This is a genomic window from Anabaena azotica SJ-1 (assembly GCF_047275885.1).
Lineage (GTDB): Bacteria > Cyanobacteriota > Cyanobacteriia > Cyanobacteriales > Nostocaceae > Trichormus_B > Trichormus_B azotica_A.
In genome coordinates, this window is record NZ_CP178454.1 from 3399890 (window position 1) to 3417580 (window position 17691).

18 protein-coding genes are annotated in these 17691 nt (G+C 37.7%); 9 read left to right on the forward strand and 9 right to left on the reverse strand.

Going from position 1 to position 17691, the window contains the following annotated elements; genetic code table 11:
- The first annotated feature begins 241 nt into the window (after positions 1-241).
- From ACLLO5_RS15060 to ACLLO5_RS15080, 5 genes are all read left to right on the forward strand, one after another.
- Entirely contained in the window at positions 242-403 is a 162-nt protein-coding gene (locus ACLLO5_RS15060) for a hypothetical protein (protein WP_413171321.1), read from the forward strand.
- 174 nt (positions 404-577) lie between these two features.
- Positions 578-784 carry a hypothetical protein gene (locus ACLLO5_RS15065; RefSeq protein ID WP_413171322.1) on the forward strand — a complete coding sequence of 69 codons (207 nt, stop codon included), beginning with the start codon at positions 578-580 and terminating at the stop codon, positions 782-784.
- A 7-nt stretch (positions 785-791) separates the two neighbouring features.
- Entirely contained in the window at positions 792-1127 is a 336-nt protein-coding gene (locus tag ACLLO5_RS15070; protein ID WP_413171323.1) for a hypothetical protein, read from the forward strand.
- 122 nt (positions 1128-1249) lie between these two features.
- Entirely contained in the window at positions 1250-2017 is a 768-nt protein-coding gene (locus ACLLO5_RS15075; protein WP_413171324.1) for a GUN4 domain-containing protein, read from the forward strand.
- A 34-nt stretch (positions 2018-2051) separates the two neighbouring features.
- Positions 2052-2594, forward strand: coding sequence for a GNAT family N-acetyltransferase (locus ACLLO5_RS15080; RefSeq protein ID WP_413171325.1), 543 nt, complete (start codon positions 2052-2054; stop codon positions 2592-2594).
- 291 nt (positions 2595-2885) lie between these two features.
- Here ACLLO5_RS15080 and ACLLO5_RS15085 read toward each other — a convergent pair whose 3' ends face one another.
- Both ACLLO5_RS15085 and ACLLO5_RS15090 read right to left on the reverse strand, forming a co-directional pair.
- Positions 2886-3773 (reverse strand): Uma2 family endonuclease, encoded by an 888-nt coding sequence (locus tag ACLLO5_RS15085; RefSeq protein ID WP_413171326.1) that lies wholly within the window; start codon positions 3771-3773, stop codon positions 2886-2888.
- Between the two features lie 208 nt (positions 3774-3981).
- A complete protein-coding gene (locus tag ACLLO5_RS15090) occupies positions 3982-4752 on the reverse strand; it encodes an HAD-IIB family hydrolase (RefSeq protein WP_413171327.1) in 771 nt (256 codons plus the stop codon).
- Positions 4753-4867: 115 nt separating this feature from the next.
- On the opposite strand from ACLLO5_RS15090, the gene ACLLO5_RS15095 reads away from it, so the two are divergent.
- A complete protein-coding gene (locus ACLLO5_RS15095) occupies positions 4868-5686 on the forward strand; it encodes a hypothetical protein (protein WP_413171328.1) in 819 nt (272 codons plus the stop codon).
- A gap of 7 nt (positions 5687-5693) precedes the next feature.
- On the opposite strand, the gene ACLLO5_RS15100 is transcribed toward ACLLO5_RS15095, so the two are convergent.
- From ACLLO5_RS15100 to ACLLO5_RS15115, 4 genes are all read right to left on the reverse strand, one after another.
- Complete coding sequence (locus tag ACLLO5_RS15100; protein ID WP_413171329.1) at positions 5694-6422, reverse strand: DevA family ABC transporter ATP-binding protein; 729 nt, start codon at positions 6420-6422, stop codon at positions 5694-5696.
- 217 nt (positions 6423-6639) lie between these two features.
- Positions 6640-7794: an ABC transporter permease DevC gene (gene devC / locus ACLLO5_RS15105; protein WP_413171330.1), complete on the reverse strand. Its 1155-nt coding sequence runs from the start codon at positions 7792-7794 to the stop codon at positions 6640-6642.
- Between the two features lie 33 nt (positions 7795-7827).
- Positions 7828-9267, reverse strand: a complete 1440-nt coding sequence (locus ACLLO5_RS15110) for an HlyD family efflux transporter periplasmic adaptor subunit (protein ID WP_413171331.1) — start codon at positions 9265-9267, stop codon at positions 7828-7830.
- A 736-nt stretch (positions 9268-10003) separates the two neighbouring features.
- Entirely contained in the window at positions 10004-10738 is a 735-nt protein-coding gene (locus tag ACLLO5_RS15115; protein WP_413171332.1) for a phycocyanobilin:ferredoxin oxidoreductase, read from the reverse strand.
- 266 nt (positions 10739-11004) lie between these two features.
- On the opposite strand from ACLLO5_RS15115, the gene ACLLO5_RS15120 reads away from it, so the two are divergent.
- The gene (locus ACLLO5_RS15120) at positions 11005-11241 is read left to right on the forward strand and encodes a DUF4351 domain-containing protein (protein ID WP_413171333.1); all 237 of its coding nucleotides are present in this window, start codon (positions 11005-11007) and stop codon (positions 11239-11241) included.
- 27 nt (positions 11242-11268) lie between these two features.
- Here the strand turns inward: ACLLO5_RS15120 and ACLLO5_RS15125 are convergent, their stop codons facing one another.
- Positions 11269-11859 carry a Maf family protein gene (locus tag ACLLO5_RS15125; RefSeq protein WP_413171334.1) on the reverse strand — a complete coding sequence of 197 codons (591 nt, stop codon included), beginning with the start codon at positions 11857-11859 and terminating at the stop codon, positions 11269-11271.
- Positions 11860-11948: 89 nt separating this feature from the next.
- Complete coding sequence (gene psbP / locus ACLLO5_RS15130; protein ID WP_413171335.1) at positions 11949-12494, reverse strand: photosystem II reaction center PsbP; 546 nt, start codon at positions 12492-12494, stop codon at positions 11949-11951.
- A gap of 540 nt (positions 12495-13034) precedes the next feature.
- On the opposite strand from psbP, the gene ACLLO5_RS15135 reads away from it, so the two are divergent.
- Positions 13035-14042 carry a serine/threonine protein kinase gene (locus ACLLO5_RS15135; RefSeq protein WP_413171336.1) on the forward strand — a complete coding sequence of 336 codons (1008 nt, stop codon included), beginning with the start codon at positions 13035-13037 and terminating at the stop codon, positions 14040-14042.
- A 61-nt stretch (positions 14043-14103) separates the two neighbouring features.
- Positions 14104-15492 carry a serine/threonine protein kinase gene (locus ACLLO5_RS15140; RefSeq protein ID WP_413171337.1) on the forward strand — a complete coding sequence of 463 codons (1389 nt, stop codon included), beginning with the start codon at positions 14104-14106 and terminating at the stop codon, positions 15490-15492.
- 278 nt (positions 15493-15770) lie between these two features.
- Here the strand turns inward: ACLLO5_RS15140 and ACLLO5_RS15145 are convergent, their stop codons facing one another.
- Entirely contained in the window at positions 15771-17543 is a 1773-nt protein-coding gene (locus ACLLO5_RS15145; protein ID WP_413171338.1) for an SWIM zinc finger family protein, read from the reverse strand.
- Between the last annotated feature and the right edge of the window lie 148 nt (positions 17544-17691).

Consider the following 17691-nt stretch of genomic DNA (forward strand, 5'->3'; position numbering starts at 1 on the left):
GCACCAAACTTAACTAACTTAACTCGCCAAACTTAATGAATTTAATATTTAGTTACATTTTATCCAATTTTTATATATCAAATATATCAGGAGTTTCGTCGTCTCACATACAGAATACACTTAGTTTTCTTATCTTTCCTGGCTATCTACAGAACATGGCGACATACTGAAAGAGTCAAGGCAACAAGCCAAGGCAAAAACACAACCAGTTAATGAGACCTAGATAAAAAGGAGAAAAATCATGCCTTCTGTACGTGTTTCGGTTAGCAAAGACAGTTTACGTGGACAGTATGTTGCTAAAGATTCTGATGGTAATCGTGGGACTGGTAGCAGTCCAGAGAATGCTAGAGATGGTCTTCGTGCTGCTCAAATAAAAGCAGCAGACAAGAAAGATAAAAAATAGCCAGTTGCTTGCTCTTAAGCTTACAGCTATTTTTAAGTAGCTAGACTTCTCGTAGAGACATAAGATTACTGTGTCTCTACTCCAAATAAAGAATGAAACCAGAAAATTCATCTTTCATTCTTTTACTTTTTTGACGGCATCTAGAAGCATTTAAAACCAACGGAGGATATAGTCATGTCATCAATGGATAAAAACGTTAACAAGAACAAAGAACAACAGCATTCAGAAGGTCAAGGAGAAAAGCGTAAATCTGGCCACTCTAGTAGTTCTAGTAACAATAGTAATCTTGATCGGGTAAATGCCGAACTTGCAAAGCCAAATTTAACTGAATCAGCACGAAAAGCATTAATAGAGCGCAAGAAAAAACTCGAAGGAAAGTAGATCAATCATGGAATCTACTAAAAAGAAATTTCACTGGAAATATGTCATTTCTTGGCTAGTGATGGGATTAGTATTAGCAATTTGTGTGGTAACATTTGCAAAAATATCTCCAGGAACTGATATTTTTGCAGTATTTATTGCTATGTTAATATTTCCATCAGTGTATGGCTTTTTGGGGATGTTATTTGACGGATTGTTCAAATACGAACGTAGATTTTCAGAAATTAAACATTCTGAATTAATCTGGTACATTTACCCAGTAATTGCAATGCTTCACGTTACATTTGCTATTGTTTTTGGGTTTCTATGGGCAGTTGTTACTGGAAAATTTGATAAAAAGTAATAAAAACTTTAAGGTACATTCAAATACAAATTGATTGTACCTTACCTGAAAATAGTTAGCTGAAAAAACTGAAATAGTTTCTATCTAATCTACCAAAATTCAAAGATTATAAGGTATTGCTTATGTTGATAATCATTATATCAATCATCATAATTTCTTTGCTGATATGGGATTACCAAAGACAAACAAGCACAGAAAAACTCCGTAGTCTACTAGCACAACAAAAATGGGAAGAAGCTAATAGATATACTTCTCATATTATTCTATTTGTTGTGAGTAGGAAAGTACATGGCAGTATTGCATTTCCTGACAAATGGAATAGAGTAATTCGTCAATTTTTATTAAAACCTATTTTTCAATTAATACATTTCCCAATAACTTCCTCAGATGTAATGAGCCGGTTAACCTTCTATGTATGTTCATCTACTTTTGAATTAAATGAACTTGATCGCTTTCCTTATGATATTTTGAATGAAATTGATCAACTTTGGACAAGATACAGTAATAGTCATTTTGGTTTTAGTGTTCAAATGAGTATATATGAAGAAATTAAACAAAGAAATAGCCTACCTTCATATTTTAGTTTAAATATAAATGTTAGTAAAGAATTTATTTCAACTACATCTGTAAATTATTCATTAATTTCAATTAAAGATACTAATATTCTTTCTCTAATTGAAAGATTGCAGTGGTCTGAGTATAATTCTGATACTGATGCTTGTCCTGGATTTAGATATTCTAACAAATTCCAATATAATCTCAATGCTCCAAAAGGACACCTACCATTTTTATTTAATTATGAACAGGATATAGACTTTTTGCCATATATGAATTATCTGAATATGCCCAATATGGTAAGTATATGGAATCGTTTAAGAAGTTGTAAATAATAATTATTTACTACTATCTATAATTACCAACATCATGTATAAATACAAAGAATTTACCATCCGTAACTTTCAACCAAATGATCACCAAATTATTCTAGATATAATTCAATCTATCAGATTAGAATATGGTGTAATTATTCCCAAAGAATATGATCAAGATATGCAGAATTACATGGCAGTAGAAAAATATTATTTAGAAACATCAGGATTATTTTGGGTAGTAGAAAAAGAAAATAAAATCTTAGGTACTGGGGCATTTTATCCATACAAAGGAGTAGAAAAAGGAGCAGAAATTAAAAAAATATATCTATTACCCGAAGCAAGAGGTAAAGGTTTAGGGAAATTATTATTACAAAAATTAGAACTAGAAATTGCAAATAGAGGTTTTGCAACAATTTGGATTAAAACTATTAGTCTTTTTCAAGAAGCTACTTCCTTATATGAAAATAATGGATATAGTAAATTTCTAGATATAGAAACTCCTAAAAATGGATATATTTACTATAAACAAATCTCTAATCAATATTCTCAAACATTAATCACTATACCCAACAATCTTCACCTCAAAATTCTGTAAATCCTTAAATCTTGGACATCCTGATTCAGACAAAAACAATCTGCGTTTATCTGCGTTTTCTATCCTGTAAATCCTTATAAATACTCTCACTAAACAGATTTTTGATATCTAACGCACCACTAAATATGCCTGTTGCGTAAGTCCTAAATTTAAGTTTTTTTCACATTATTAAACTAGCTTATTTTATAGCGATCGCTATCTTCTTATTTGCTAAAGCTTCTCCATCAGTTTTTCATATCTTATGAGGCGATCGCTACCAAAAGATAATGATAGCGATTACCTATTTATAAATTAAATATCATCAGGGTTGATACCTAATGACCTTAAATAAGCTGCTAATTTCTCTTTTTGTTGTCGTTCTTGTTCAGCCATTTCCTCTGCTTGTTGTTGGGCTAAATTCGCTTGTTCAGCCATTTTTTCAGCTTGTTGTTGGGCTAAATTCGCTTGTTGAGCAATTTCCTCTGCTTGTAAACGAGCTTGTTTTTCAACAATGGCTCTTTCATCACCAGTCAAAAGCAAATTACCCGCTTCATCCCACCAACGTATCCAAGGTACACCGTCATCTTCTATTAAACCTAGTTCCACACCCATAGGAGGAATTGCAAAATGTCCTCTTTCATTAGGTTGTATCTTTTGATAACTTCCATCAACTAAACGATAAACTTCCAGTAGTGCTTTTCTCGCTTCAAAAATTGCATAGAAAGGAATCCGAATTGCTTGTTCATAAACCCAGAATTTTCCCGCTTTTTCTGTTTCACTGGGAGGAGTTGCGTCTCGTTCTTCTGCACCATTTCCTGATACAAACTCAATAGCAATTAATGGTGCTACAAATTCCTTCCATAACACATAGGAACGTCTGTATTCTCCATTCAGTTTTGGCGGTACATTAGGCACATAGAACCAATCAGGAGCTTCTGCACCTTTTTCTGGTGGTTCAGTTAAACGCCAATAAATACCGCTATCTTGACCAATACAGTAATTTCCATCAGGATGTAATTGCTGCAATACTGGCTCAATAGAACTGGTTAAAACAATGCTTTGTGGATGCTCCTGAAAATTCTTCACAAATGTGCCGTCTGAATCTGGTAGTTGCGTATGATCTGGTAATGTGAATTGATGTGTATGAATCTCTTTATGTGCGGGAGTAGTGGGGTTAATCACTGCTTGAGTGGTTTCCATAGTCACTCCTGGATATATATTTGTTTAATTTTAACAGTGATAGGGATTTCAGGGTTTAAAGGACTGAAACCCATACTTCATATTTTGTATAACCTGTAAATTCCTAACAGCTTATATAGCAGTATGCACTTGAATGAGATACACAATTAACGTCAAAAATCCATACACTAAAAGACTTTCAACTCTGTTCCCTGTTCCCTGTTCCCTGCTATATCAATAAACTTTGCAAAATATAATTGGATAATTCACAAAATCCTTCTCCTTCAGCCGCAGTCGTTATGTATGCTGGTTGATGCTGCAACTGATTGGAGTATTTACTAACATTGGCTACACCAACAGAAATTGGAAAATAACGTTGATCAAATAAACTTTCATCATTGGGACTGTCACCAACAGTGATAATTTGTGATGCTGTATATTCTGGGAAATATTGGCGTATAACTTGTAACAATCCCACTGCTTTATCTTGTCCTTGGGGTTTAATATGACATTGGACGTTGCTATAAGTAAATCCCCAGCCATGTTGTTGACAAAGAAGATTAAGATATTGCAGTTCATCGGCTGTCAAATCTGCTACATCAAAAGTCCAGTCTGTGATCCGAAACTGATTATCAGCAGATTCCCTTAGTTGTGGAAATTTAGTTTGTAGTTTTTCAAACATTCTCCCTAAATGCTGACGATGGTTAGCTAAATCAGGAATGGGTGTTAAAGCTACTGATTCTAATCTTGTAGAGGGATAGAACAAACCACCATTTTCTGCCACGGCACCGGCAACCGGCATTAAACTATTTAGGCCATTCACCCAACCCGCTGATCTTCCAGTTACAATCAGTACCTGTACTCCAGAGACCGCGAGATTCTCCAAAGCTTGCAATAGTGAGGATGTAAATTTTCCGTGGGTTGTTAAAGTCCCGTCCATATCTGTAGCTACGAGACGAATATTGCTCAAATCACGAGCATGACTAATGTGACTAGACATATAAAATGGAGATTGGGGAATTATGATGTAAAAAAATACTAAGGTTACGGTAATGTGATAATAAAGATTTGGGCATCCTAATCATATAAGAGTAATATTTTTTAGTTTGTTAATCATGCTTAATATCTTGTTTCTAGCCCAGTCTTCAGCTTCGAGGACTCAAAAGACGGTTAAAGCAGTGCCACCTACTAGTGAATCTCCAATCACATCTTTATTAATGTTTAGCAGTGGAGGACTACTTTTAGCCGTAATTGCTGGGATTGTGTATGGCAAAATTTTAGTGCGTAACTATGATAAAAAAGTTAAGTTTGAAAAATTTCGGAATAGAGAATTAGAAAAAAAATTGAAGTTGGCGCTGGAAACCATTCGCAAAATGGAAACCAACCCTGATTTAGTCCACTCACGGGACTTTAACCTCGATTATCTGCGAATGCGGATGTCAGAGGAGGTATTTCATTTTGGGGTCGTTAATCAAATTAAACTCAAGATTAAAGATAAAATTTCTCTGGCACTGCGACCGGGACAATCTCAACAGGGACAAGTCGGGATTGCTAGTAACACCGGTAGACAGGTGGATGAGATTTTTGATGTTGAGTATGAAACTGGTGTTTCACCCAATATTGTGAAGCGAGTGCTGTTTCGGATTCAAATTCGCTTGATGAAATTACCTACCCAAGCTACTTCTGCTACTATTAGTCAAATCATGGACTGTATAGAAACTTACCTTAGTCCTAGAGAAGATGACGATTCATGGCAGCCGACAATTCAAGGTCGGATTGTTTATATGCACTGGGATCAAAAGGCTAAACCCACTCCTCTGTTGGTGCTGGAACAATCCAATGAAGGTGTAAATGTTACTTTCCGCACCACTCGCCAACCCGGTTCTGCCATACCCCCGAATCCGCCAATTCAACACAAGAAAGCACAAGGTTAATTAACAGTTAAACTCCTTCTGCTACCTTGCGACTGCTGGCGACATTTTGGGCATCACGAGTTAATAAACCGTCTTCCATCTCGACGATGCGATCGGCTATATCTAAGATGCGGTTATCATGGGTGACTAATAAAATAGCAGTTCCTTGTTCTTTTGCCAGACGTTGCATAATTTCTACCACATCACGTCCTGATTGTTTATCTAATGCAGCCGTGGGTTCATCTGCTAGGACTAATGGAGGATGATTGACTAGGGCGCGGGCGATCGCTATTCTTTGTTTTTGCCCACCAGATAGATTGTCTGGATAGTAGTTCATTCGTTCTGCCAAGCCAACTGACCCTAACATTGCTTCTGACTTCTTTATAGCTTCTGATTGAGAAATATTATTATTTAATTCCACTGCCATTTGCACATTTTGTCTAGCAGTTAAGAATCCTAGTAAATTGTGAGCTTGAAAAATATAACCTATCTTACGTCTGCTCTGCACTAGTTTACTTTGACTCGAACCCGAAAGTTCTGTACCTAAAAATTTTAAACTTCCTTCTTGTACAGACCGTAATCCACCTATCAGGCTCAGTAATGTAGTTTTACCTGAACCAGATGGCCCAGTCATAATCACAATTTCTCCGGCATATATTTCTAGATTAATATCAAATAAAATTTGTTTTCTCAGCGCACCTCTACCGTAGTAATGGTTAATATTTTTAATGGCGATTACAGGTTGTGTGTTGATCATAAGGGTGTATGGGTGTATGGGTGTAGGTAGATGGGTGTGATGGGGGAGATGGTGGAGATGAGGGAGATGGGGAAGATGGGGAGCAGGGGGAGCAGGGGGAGCAGGGGGAAAATTTCTTCTTATTCTTCTGAACTCCTGACTCCTGACTCCTGACTCCTGACTCCTGCCTCCTGCCTCCTGCCTTCTGCCTTCTGCCTCCTGACTCCTGCCTCCTTCTTTAAAAAATATCTGCTGGGTCGGCGGAACGTAATTTTCTCATAGCGATGATTCCAGATATAAAACACATGAAAATTGTTAATATTAGCACCATAATGGCGCGTTCATAACTCATGAAAACTGGTAAAAGTGTAGCATCTCTAGCCACATGGTACATAAATAAAGCGCAAGCAAATCCAGGCATATATCCTAAAACTGCTAACATGAATGCTTCTTGAAGAATGACAGTTAATAAATAGTTTTGTGTATATCCTATGGCTTTGAGGGTAGCATATTCAGACAAATGATCTGTTACTTCTGTATACAAAATCTGATAAACAATTACAGTTCCGACAATAAAACCCATAATTGTTCCTAATGTGAAAATAAAACCAATGGCGGTACTACTTGCCCAGTAATTTCTTTCATAGTCAATAAATTCTTGTTTGGTTAAGACATTGACATCTGTAGGTAAATAAGTTCGCAAATAATCGGCGACTTGCTTGGGATCTGCTCCTGGTTTTAATTTAATTAGACCAATATCAATTAATCCTCTTTGTCGGGTAGTAAATAACCGCAAAAAGTTGACATCGCTGGTAATGAGGTTTCCATCTGCACCAAAGGATGCACCTAAAGTAAATAATCCTGTGACTTTTATTTTTCGTCGTCTAACTTCTGCTGTGACATTTTTTCCTTGATCAAAATCAGCAGCTATTGGACCATATTCAAGTCTGGAAGAACGGTCAAATAATACTACATCAGGTAATTTAAGTTTATCTAAATTTTCCTCAACACCAGGTAAATCAAAGACATTAAATTCAGGATTGATGCCAAAAGTGAGGATGCTACGGGGGCGACCTGTTATAGGATTTTTCCAGCTTGTATAGTCTAAATATATGGGATGTACTGACTGTACTGCTGGTAAATCTAAGGCTTTATATAATCGCCTTTGGGAAAAAGGTTTCATTGCTAACACGGCATTAGATTGGGTGTTTATTAAAACAATTTCACCCTTTAAACTGCCGTGCATTCTGACGTTGCTATAATATAGTGCATCCCGGAAACCAAGCTGCATAAACATCAAAATATCAGCGAAAGCAATACCTGATAAAGCCACAGCTAGGCGAGTTTTTTCCCTGGTTAGTTGTAGCCAAGATAAAGGTATTTTCTGAGTCATTTGCTATGAAATATTGCAGTATCACTTCTTTGACTACTGTTTACGAGGAGCTTCATCAGTATTAATTTCCACTAGAACTTTGGCATTTGTTAAGCCGGAAACTCGCTGACTAGAATTTGAGGGGAGAGCAATTTTTACTTCGACTACTCTGGCATCAATATCTGCGGCTGGATCGTTATTTAACACATCTTTTTTGCCAATTTTTCTGCCAATTTCGGTGATAGTTCCTTTTAATTCGTCGTTAAATGCGCCGTTATCACTGGTGATAGTCGCCCGTTGACCAATACGGATTTTACCAATACTATCTTCAGGAATTTCTGCAACTACAAACATTTGATCGGTTTGTCCAATTTCAGCAATGCCATTTGTACTCATGACTTCCCCTGATTTGGTGTGAACTTTTAAAATTTCACCGGGGGTTGGTGCTTTGACGTAACTTAATTGCAGTTCTGCTTGGGCTTTTTTGATTATTGCGATCGCATTAGAAACTTGGGCTTGTGCCATTTGTACGTCGCTGGGACGAACATCAAGCAGTCTGCTCAATCTGGCTCTTTCTTCGTCTATTTGCCTTTGCAGGGTAGCTACAGTTTTATCGCGGGTCGCTGTGGCTTCGATTAGTTGCTGTTGTAAGGTGGCGATCGTTTGAATTTGGGTAGCTCTGGCTTGGGCTATTTGTTGTTGTAATGTTCCTAGTGCTTGTCTCAAACTGGCTTGAGTTTCACGCAGTTGCTGATTAGCTGTAGCCGCACGCAAACGCCTTTTGTCTCTTTCTTGCTGGGAAATAGCACCTTCTCGATATAAGAACTCATAGCGTCCAGAATCAACTTGAGCGTCACGCTGTTCGGCTTGTATCTTAGCAATGGTGGCTCTCAAACCATCTTGTTGCCCTCTGAGTTCAGCTTCTAGACGTTTGATTCCGGCTTGTTGAGCAACTTTTTCACCACTTAACTCGGCTGCTATGCGGGAAATGGTGGCTTGTTGAGCTTCTCTTTCCCCATTTAACTGTGCTTGCAAACGAGCTATGATGGCTGCTTGAGCTTGAATATCTCTTGGTGAAGCTGCTCTTATTTGGGCTAAATTTGCACGAGATTCTTGCAGTTTGGCTTTTGCTTCTTCGACTGCGGCCATGTTGCTATCACGGCTGTCTAAAATAGCGATGACTTGACCTTGTTGCACTCGTTGTCCTTCTCTGACTAAGAGTTGCTGCACTCGTGAACCTGCTGAAAGTCCTGAGTTGGGGGCAGCAATTTTAATCACTTCTCCGCGTGGTTCTAATCTTCCTATAGCACTGATGCTTCTAGGAGTTGGTGTCATGGATACGGAGGAAGTTAGTTTTTTTAATTGTTCAATTTTGGCTGTAGCTAGGTATCCAGCTGCGATCGCTACAGGCACGGCTACAGCAATTTTTAACCAAACTTTAGATTTTTCTAGTCCCTGTCCTGTTAACTTTGGCTTCTCACTCACCCTTGACATGGTATATTACCTATCTGATTTGTGCTGATGGAAGTAAAAAAGCTGGAGTAAAAAATCAAATTAGCCTCAGTTGAAAAATTTCACATATTGAGATGTGATTGCACGAAAAGTTAAGGGAATTCAAACGCAAGCATTCAAGTGTCAGTCATCAGCTATCAGCATTCATCAAAAATTTATGAACACTCTGATTGCTCATCACTGAACAGAATTGATTTGGTATAAATTTGGTAGATATAATAATGCAGTGATATTCTAGGCAGTAGACTATCTCTTGCCAATATCAATTATTTAGTGATCATTCTCTTAACTGTTCCCGGTTTGTTGATTCGATAGTTGAACATAGGAGAATGTACTAAAAAATCTAAAATACTTGCTTCCCTGTGTACGTTTCGCTAACAAGAATTTAAAATCAGAAATTGGCACGGTTAAAGACAAACAGAAAAATATCTGTCAAATGTGAGCATTTTTAACATCACAGTTTACCTAACTTTGTTGTTAACTGGATTTTTGCTACTGATTGCAGGTAAATGAATTACAAATTTTAATGACAAAGCCATGCAATAAGAGGATTTTTATTACTGACCGCTTACTGCTGACTACTGATGACTACTGTTTTTAGACTCCATGAAACTTTGGTTAAATGAATTCTACATTTATCAGTTTTAGGAAAACGTAACGGAACTTACAGATGGAGAGATGAGGATATGGGAAGTGTGAGGAGATGAAGATATTATGATTATGGCAAGTCAAATAATACAGTGGTCATGTAATTTTCTGCCCAATCTGTACCAAAAGCTTTTTCTAAAACTCGCCGGGTTTTATCATTTTGTTGCTGTTTGGTACAATAATTTCTCTGCCCAGCGATAATTTGATCTACTTTTTCTGGTGCTACAGGACTAGATGCGATCGCTTGAGTACAATGAATATCTAAAAAGTTTTTTACACGCTCCAGAAACATTGATTCTTCTTCCACAGACCCAGGACGAACAAAGATACAAAAATCAGAAAATATCTTTCCCCATTCTGGTAATTCACGGGGTTGGGAAAATTCCAAATTGGTTAAATTGCTCAGAGCAGAATTATAACCATCTGGTAAAATACGTTCTAAGTTTACAGGAGAAAGGTCAGCAATAGCCGCACTAATTTGACCTCTACCTCCAACTAAATCACAACCAAACATGGGAAGGTCATATTCTGGACGGGGAAACATCACGCAATGCAAAATATCTAACATATTTCCCACTCTCGCTAATTCCAAGTGCATTTTGCGGAACTGAGGTGTTTGATAACAGCGGTTTTCTATAATCAGTTTTTCTCCTTCTAGTCTACCTTCTACATATCCCAATTCCGCTGGTAAATGATAGGTTGATAAATCTAGGTGTTGATGCCAAACTGATTCTATACAATCAGCTAATTGACGAATTAGGGGATGTTGTTGTTCACGCAGGGACGGGTTAGAAGTGGAGGACATATTATTTGAGCCATGTAATTTAGTGTCTAGTTTACAATTAGTAAGTACATTCTGTTGTATTGAGAAATATAAACACATAATTGTACTTGAGTTTGATAATTCTCGGTTAACTGAATCAGCAATAAAAATAAATTGATGTAGCAAAATTTACGCTCAAACAATAAAATGACATAAAACAGCAAATCAACGTCTCAGCCTGTGTGCAACTTCTAGCTGGAATTAGATTTGATGCAGATTTGATTAACGCTTATTTTCGGGAGGATATTATGCAAGAATCTGTCGTGTATCAAAAGATTATTCGAGAGGGTTTGGAACAGGGAAGATGTTCCGAAGTTAAGTTAATTCTTCGTCAACTTCAGCGAAATTTAGGAAAAATAGGTGCTGAAATTCAAAATCAAATTCAAGATTTATCTTTTACACAGTTAGAAGATTTAGGAGAAGCTTTATTAGATTTTCAGACTGAAGCTGATTTAATTAATTGGTTGAGTGAAAATTCTAATTGAAATTCTCACAACAAACAATTATCTTTATTACCAAAAATCTACTACTTCATAACCCAATTCTGCTAACATCTGCCGCAATAAAGGTAAACTTAATCCGATTACATTACTGTGACAACCATCAATTTTTTCAACAAATAAACTACCAAAGCCTTCTAAAGCAAAAGCACCGGCACATTTGAGGGGTTCACCTGTTTTTACATAAGCTTGAATGGCGCGATCGCTCATCTTACCAAAATAAACTCTAGTAACTTGGCACTTGACAACAGTCCGATTTTGTGTAGTGTCAATCAAAACATGACCAGTATACAAGTCACCAAAATTACCTTGCATTAATTTCCAACGAGCGATCGCTTCTTCCGCATCCGCAGGTTTACCATAAATCTCACCATCAATCGCTAAAACCGAATCACAACCCATCACCAAAGCCGATGGAAATTGTGAAACGACGGTTTCCGCTTTACACTGAGCCAGAGTTTGTACTAATTCTCCTGGTTCAGTCAGTTGTATTTGCGACTCATCAAAATCACTAGGGCAAATTATCGGTTTAATACCCACAGTTTGCAACAAGCGACGACGAGCAGGAGAAGCAGAAGCAAGTATAAATTCAGGAATGGTCATAGTCAAAAATCTAGGTCATCGGTAATTTGTAATCGCTCGCTAGAACAACTCTGCGTCCAGTCCCCAGTACCCAATCCCCAATCACCTCATTAATACACTGTAAAAGAATTTACAAGTTCATCAATTGTGCGTTGTAGTTTTTTCCAACGCTTTTCTGGTACTGAAGCATTAAAGGTAAAAACCTTACCACGACTCACAGCAACGCTAGATACATTGTGGCGTTTTTGCTGATTAGGGAGTGTTATCTCATACTCTAGAAGGTAATAAATTTTACCATCTACTTCTTTTTGACCAGCATTAATTAATTCAGCCGAACGGCCAGAATCTACAGGAGCTAGAGCAGCTTTACCTAATTTATATCCTACTTCTGTTGGTGTTCCCAACTCTGTTAAAGTTTTACCACTAGGAACAGGACTAATCACCACAGAGACGTTTTCTGATACCTCAATTAAATCATGAAATACCACATCAGGACCGTTGGCAACTTTAACTTGCAACCAACCATTAGGATATAAAAACTGATAACCATCAGCACTATCTATAAAGCTTTTTAGTCCAGAAGCAGCAGCTACACCAGGGTTACTCAGGCTGATACTCAACACCAAGACCAAGATTAACGCAATTCGTTTCCACATTTGACAAAATTCCTTTAGGCTGGAAGCAATATTAAGACAAGGATGATTGCAAGTTTTTATTTTCCCATTAATGGGTACGCTTTGGGGTGTTCGCCATTAATCAAAAAATCTGGAAAAATCTACGTAATCCTTGATCATGAAAGTGCGAAACCTTGCAACTTTACTTTGATAATTTTTAAAGCCTACTGGTCTTGTATAAGTAGAATATTGTTGACATACTCCCCACCCTAATAACTCATTAAATAAACTGGGAATATAATTTTAAAATTAGAAGTTGTTTTAAAAGTTTCTGGCTGTGACTTTAGGCACTTATTAATTCCCCCAACCCCCCCTTGTTAATGCTACCCTGTACACACAATCAAATTTAGCCAACCAAGTCCTCACCGAACCCCCTAACCCTCAATTATGGGGGGATAAGAATTTTCAAAATTGATCTGGATCATCAGGAATTTCGTGATTTTGATTAAAAACTGAAGCTAAATACAGATTAAAAAAATTTTTTATGTGAAACTGAATCCAAGTCTTTTGGAACTTACAAAAATGGTTTGGGTAACAGGTAAAAAGTTGCAAGGTGGAAAATATACCATTGAAAGACAGTTGAGAAGAGGACTCTTTGGTATTACCTATTTGGTCAGAAACCAGAATAGCGATCGCCTAGTTATTAAAACTTTGGATGGTAATTCACTGACATTTCTGAGTAAACCAGAACAAGAACGCCTAGAAACAATGTTTTGGCAAGAAGCAATAAAACTTACCCGTTGTCAGCACCCGCATATTGTAAGGTTTACTGAACCTTTTAAAGAAGCCGAATCTTCCTGTTTGGTGATGGAGTATGTAGACGGAGTAAATTTAGAGGAACGCAGCCAATTACAAATTCCTGAAGAACTAGCATTAGTTTACATTCGACAAATTGGGGAAGCCTTGACACTTATACACGAAAACAAATTGATTCATGGAGATGTGCGACCGGAAAATATTATCTTACGTGGGGGAAGACCGGAAGCGGTATTAATTGATTTTGATTTAGCCATAGATTTTGACAATGAATTAACCACAAGACGAGCCAAGGAAAACGCAAATGGATTTACACCTCCTGAACTTTATACTAAAACTACGAAACCAACTCCTGCCTGTGATATTTATTCTTTAGCTGCAACTCTCTATGTACTGCTGACAGGAACAATACCTGTGGATGCGATGTTACGCAAACTGGATCATATCCATTTACCAGAACCCAAAGAAATTAATCCACAAGTTAGCGATCGCGTCAACAAAGCAATTTTAGCAGGGATGAAATTAAATCCCCAAGAGCGTCCACAATCAGTAAAACAATGGATTGACTCTTTAGGTTCAACAGCAAAAGCAACCAAACAGAGCAACTACAAAAAAACCTCTTGGAATTGGGAGAAAAAAATCCAGTTTTGGGGAGTGGTAATGGCTGCGATCGCTGCTTTTGCAGCCTTAATTCAAACTATGAGTCCTTTGATTTCTATTTTGAACAAATCACCGATACAATCACCCAATCCTACTTCTACCAATAAACCCTAGCATCAAGTAAACTCTTCTCAGGTGGTGATATGAAAATAGATATTTTGAACCAGAGGTACTCATGACCTGGGCAATAGGGCAAGTATTGAAAGGTGGTGATTATGTAATTGAGCAGATTCTAGGACAAGGAGGATTTGGAATTACCTATAAGGCATTGCAGGTTAACCTAAATCGGCCAGTTGTTATCAAAACACCTAATGAATTTCTCCACCATGATCCAGATTATGGCAAGTATATAGAGAGATTTATCACAGAAGGGCAGACACTAGCACATCTATCTCAAGACCCCCATCCTCACATTGTGGGTGTCATTGAACTATTTCAGGAAAGTAATATCCATTGTCTAGTAATGGAATTCGTACCAGGGGAAAATTTATTTCAGGTAGTGAAGCATAGGGGAGCATTACCTGAAACCGAGATTGTACGTTGTATTCGCCAAATTGGGGAAGCCTTGGTGGTCATACATCAAGCAGGATTAGTACACCGAGATGCCCACCCTGGAAATATTATGTTACGGAGTAATGGCAAAGCAGTTTTGATTGATTTTGGTATTGCTAAACAAATAATTCCCACAACCCAGAGTTCAACGGATAAAGCGGCTCATGAAAGATTTGCCCCCTATGAACAGAGATATAAGGGTAGTAGAGATCCAAGAGTTGATATTTACTGTCTGGCAGCAACACTATATTATGGGATAACTGGTCAAAACCCTACAAATTCCTTAGCTCGCAAGCTTGATAATGAGACGCTAATTCCACCACAACAGATTATTCCCTGTATCAGTGATAGATTAAATGAAGCAATTCTCATAGGTATGGCTTTGGAGGCAAAAGACCGCCCCTCATCAATGCAGTTATGGTTGGAAATGTTAAGCTACAAGCCCCAAATTCCGATTTCTAAGGTAAAAATTTCCAGTTTTGAGCCGAAAGTTCTGAATGCTGAGGTAGAAGTTCCAAAAGCAGATATCCCACCTCCAGTTAATGAAGTTCACAGACAAGCATTTCCTCGACCTAGACTCAAATCACGCAGACAAGCCATTGCTAAGAAGTTAATCAAAACGATTCCTTGGGTTTCGTTGATTAGTTTATTACTGCTTTATGCTTGGATTGGTTATCAAAGCATACAGAATACTTCGTTTTTGTTTTGGGTTTTGTCTTGGGTTTTGGCTCTGGCTTTGACTGTAGCTGGATTTGGGGCTTTGGCTTTACCTTCTATTTGGTCTTTGGCTTTGGCTTTGGTTTGGATTGTGGTTTTGGTTGGGGCTATAGCTGGGGGAGGTTTTGAGTTTTTGGCTTGGGGTTTGACTTTGGCTTGGGCTTTGGTTTCAGCTGAGGCTAAATTAAAAAAATTTTTTAGTAAGCTTCATGCTTTTCTAATTTTGATCGGTACTTCCAGTGCAGGTTTGGTTTTAGGATGGATGCTATACAAACTTTTTAACATAGTCTCATAGTTTGGTAAATTTCTAATCGCATTTTTAATCCACAATTTAAATAATATTACGCTTTCAGACATGGTTCTAGATTTAAATTCAGAAATAAATGTGGGTGATACTTATTTATCCAATTTGCAAAACAATGACAAATTTGTTTTTGTAAGTCAACAGCAAGCCCTAATTAGTAGACATCTCCGAAAATTAAATATGCGTTTCCCAGAACCCTGTTAGAGACGTTCCATGGAATGTCTCTACATTCTTTTCTGGAGATGTCTAGTTTATCAAATATTTACTCTTCACCCCAAACCCCGTTCTTTTAACAATCCCATCAATTTACGCTTACGTCCGTGAACTAGGGTTAGCTTTTCCCGATATTTTACCCAATCTGCTTTTCTTCCAGATGCTAAATAAGCTGCTTTTGCTTGTTTTAGCCAATCAACTGCGTCACTATAATATTGTGCCTTACTTGCATCCATAATCAAATCAGCACGACGACGAGCATTTGCAATTACCCAACCAGGATTATGAGGAATAGCAGCGGTCATGACTTTGTGAATTAAATCGCTATGATAAGCATCCAGTTCACTGACAATCTTAATTGCATCATCAATTAGTCCCTCATCTAAAAATATATCTACTTTGGCTGCTTCTGAACCCCAACCTTTATAAGTGCGGAGAATTTTTAATAAATCTAATTTCTCGTTTTCCCAATCTTCACCAGCCAAGGTTTTGATTTTTTGGTAATCTGCTAATGATGGTTGAATTTGTAAAATCGCCTTAGTTGCTAATAAGTTGGCTGGATTATCTCCCAATTTTTCTGCTAAATCACTTGTCCAGATTCCTAGTTCAAATTGACAAGTTCCTGGTAAGTTTAATCCTGTTTTAGCAATTTCTAAAGCCTGGTTTAATTTTCCCTGTTCTGCTAAAGTTTTCGCTAAAGCAAAAGCCTGTTCCATTCTTTTCATCTGGGTTTGGGCTGCTTGCATTGCTTCGTCAACTTTGCCTAAACGCCCTAACATGGCTAGATAATGTTGAACTTGCCCTTCTGCTTCTGCTAAATATAAATATTCTTGATAGCGTTCTTGCCTTTCTAATATTTTTAGACGAATCAAGGCTAAATGATCTGCAAATTCGGGGGCTTTTCCTGTCCAAATTCCTCTGGGAGTGATGTTTCCCATCAGCACCTGTATTAATGCTGGTTCATCCCAATCTTGATATAAGGCTTCTAAACTCATGGAAAAATCTGCATTCCATTCATTTTGCCATGTTTCCAAATTGACTTGGATATCTACTTTTTCTTCTGGGTTAAGTTCAGTAGAAAGAATTGCTTCAGACCAAGCGTAATTTAATTCTTGAACAATTTCATGATTTTCTGCGCCGTATTCGGCTACTTCATCCCATTTTTCTACACAGGTAGCGGTTATAGCTGCCAAAATTGCGATCGCATTATGTCCTTCTCCACGTTCGCAATAATCTACCGCAATGTTGACCAACTTCAGCAAGTCTTCAGTAATTGGGTCTTCCTCACAGCCGTATTCCAAATCCCGCACACCATCTCGGAGAATTTGACGTACTTGCTGGCAAAAGGGAACTATATCAATGGTAATCTCTGATTTGGCAGGTTTTCCCACAGATATGGGATTTGTCATCCAACTGACTTGTTGATCTATCGCTTCTAGTATTTGCGGATGTTCTGCTACCAACTCTCGCAGCAGCTTTTGGGTTTGGATATGATCTAGGCGATTGAGTAGTTCTTCTAAGCTGGGACGATGTTCAATAATTTCCGGCTGACGCACACAAACCAGCATCGTTGCCACAATATGTTTACACCATCCTTCTAAGTGGTAAGGACAGGTGCAGCGCCCCAATGTTAACCCATCATCGTTTAAATTGATATTGACGTGGTAGATTTTAGCTTCACTGCCTTCAACTTCAGCCTGAAACATTTTTTTCCCACGTTGGGTTACAGAAATGACAGCACCCACGTCATAATATGCCTCTCCTTTCTGGAAAGATTTGGCGTTGGCATGACGGCGAATGGTAAATTCACTGAATAGGGAAATAGACATGGGGCGGTACTTTGATCGGCTACGCCTACGCCTGTGGAAGTTTTAGGGCTGGATAAATATTACCTTTACTGTCGGTATGCAAATCATGAGTTGTAATGAAACTCAAAGTTAGAGGAAAAACCGCTAAAATTACAAAATGTCAAGAAAA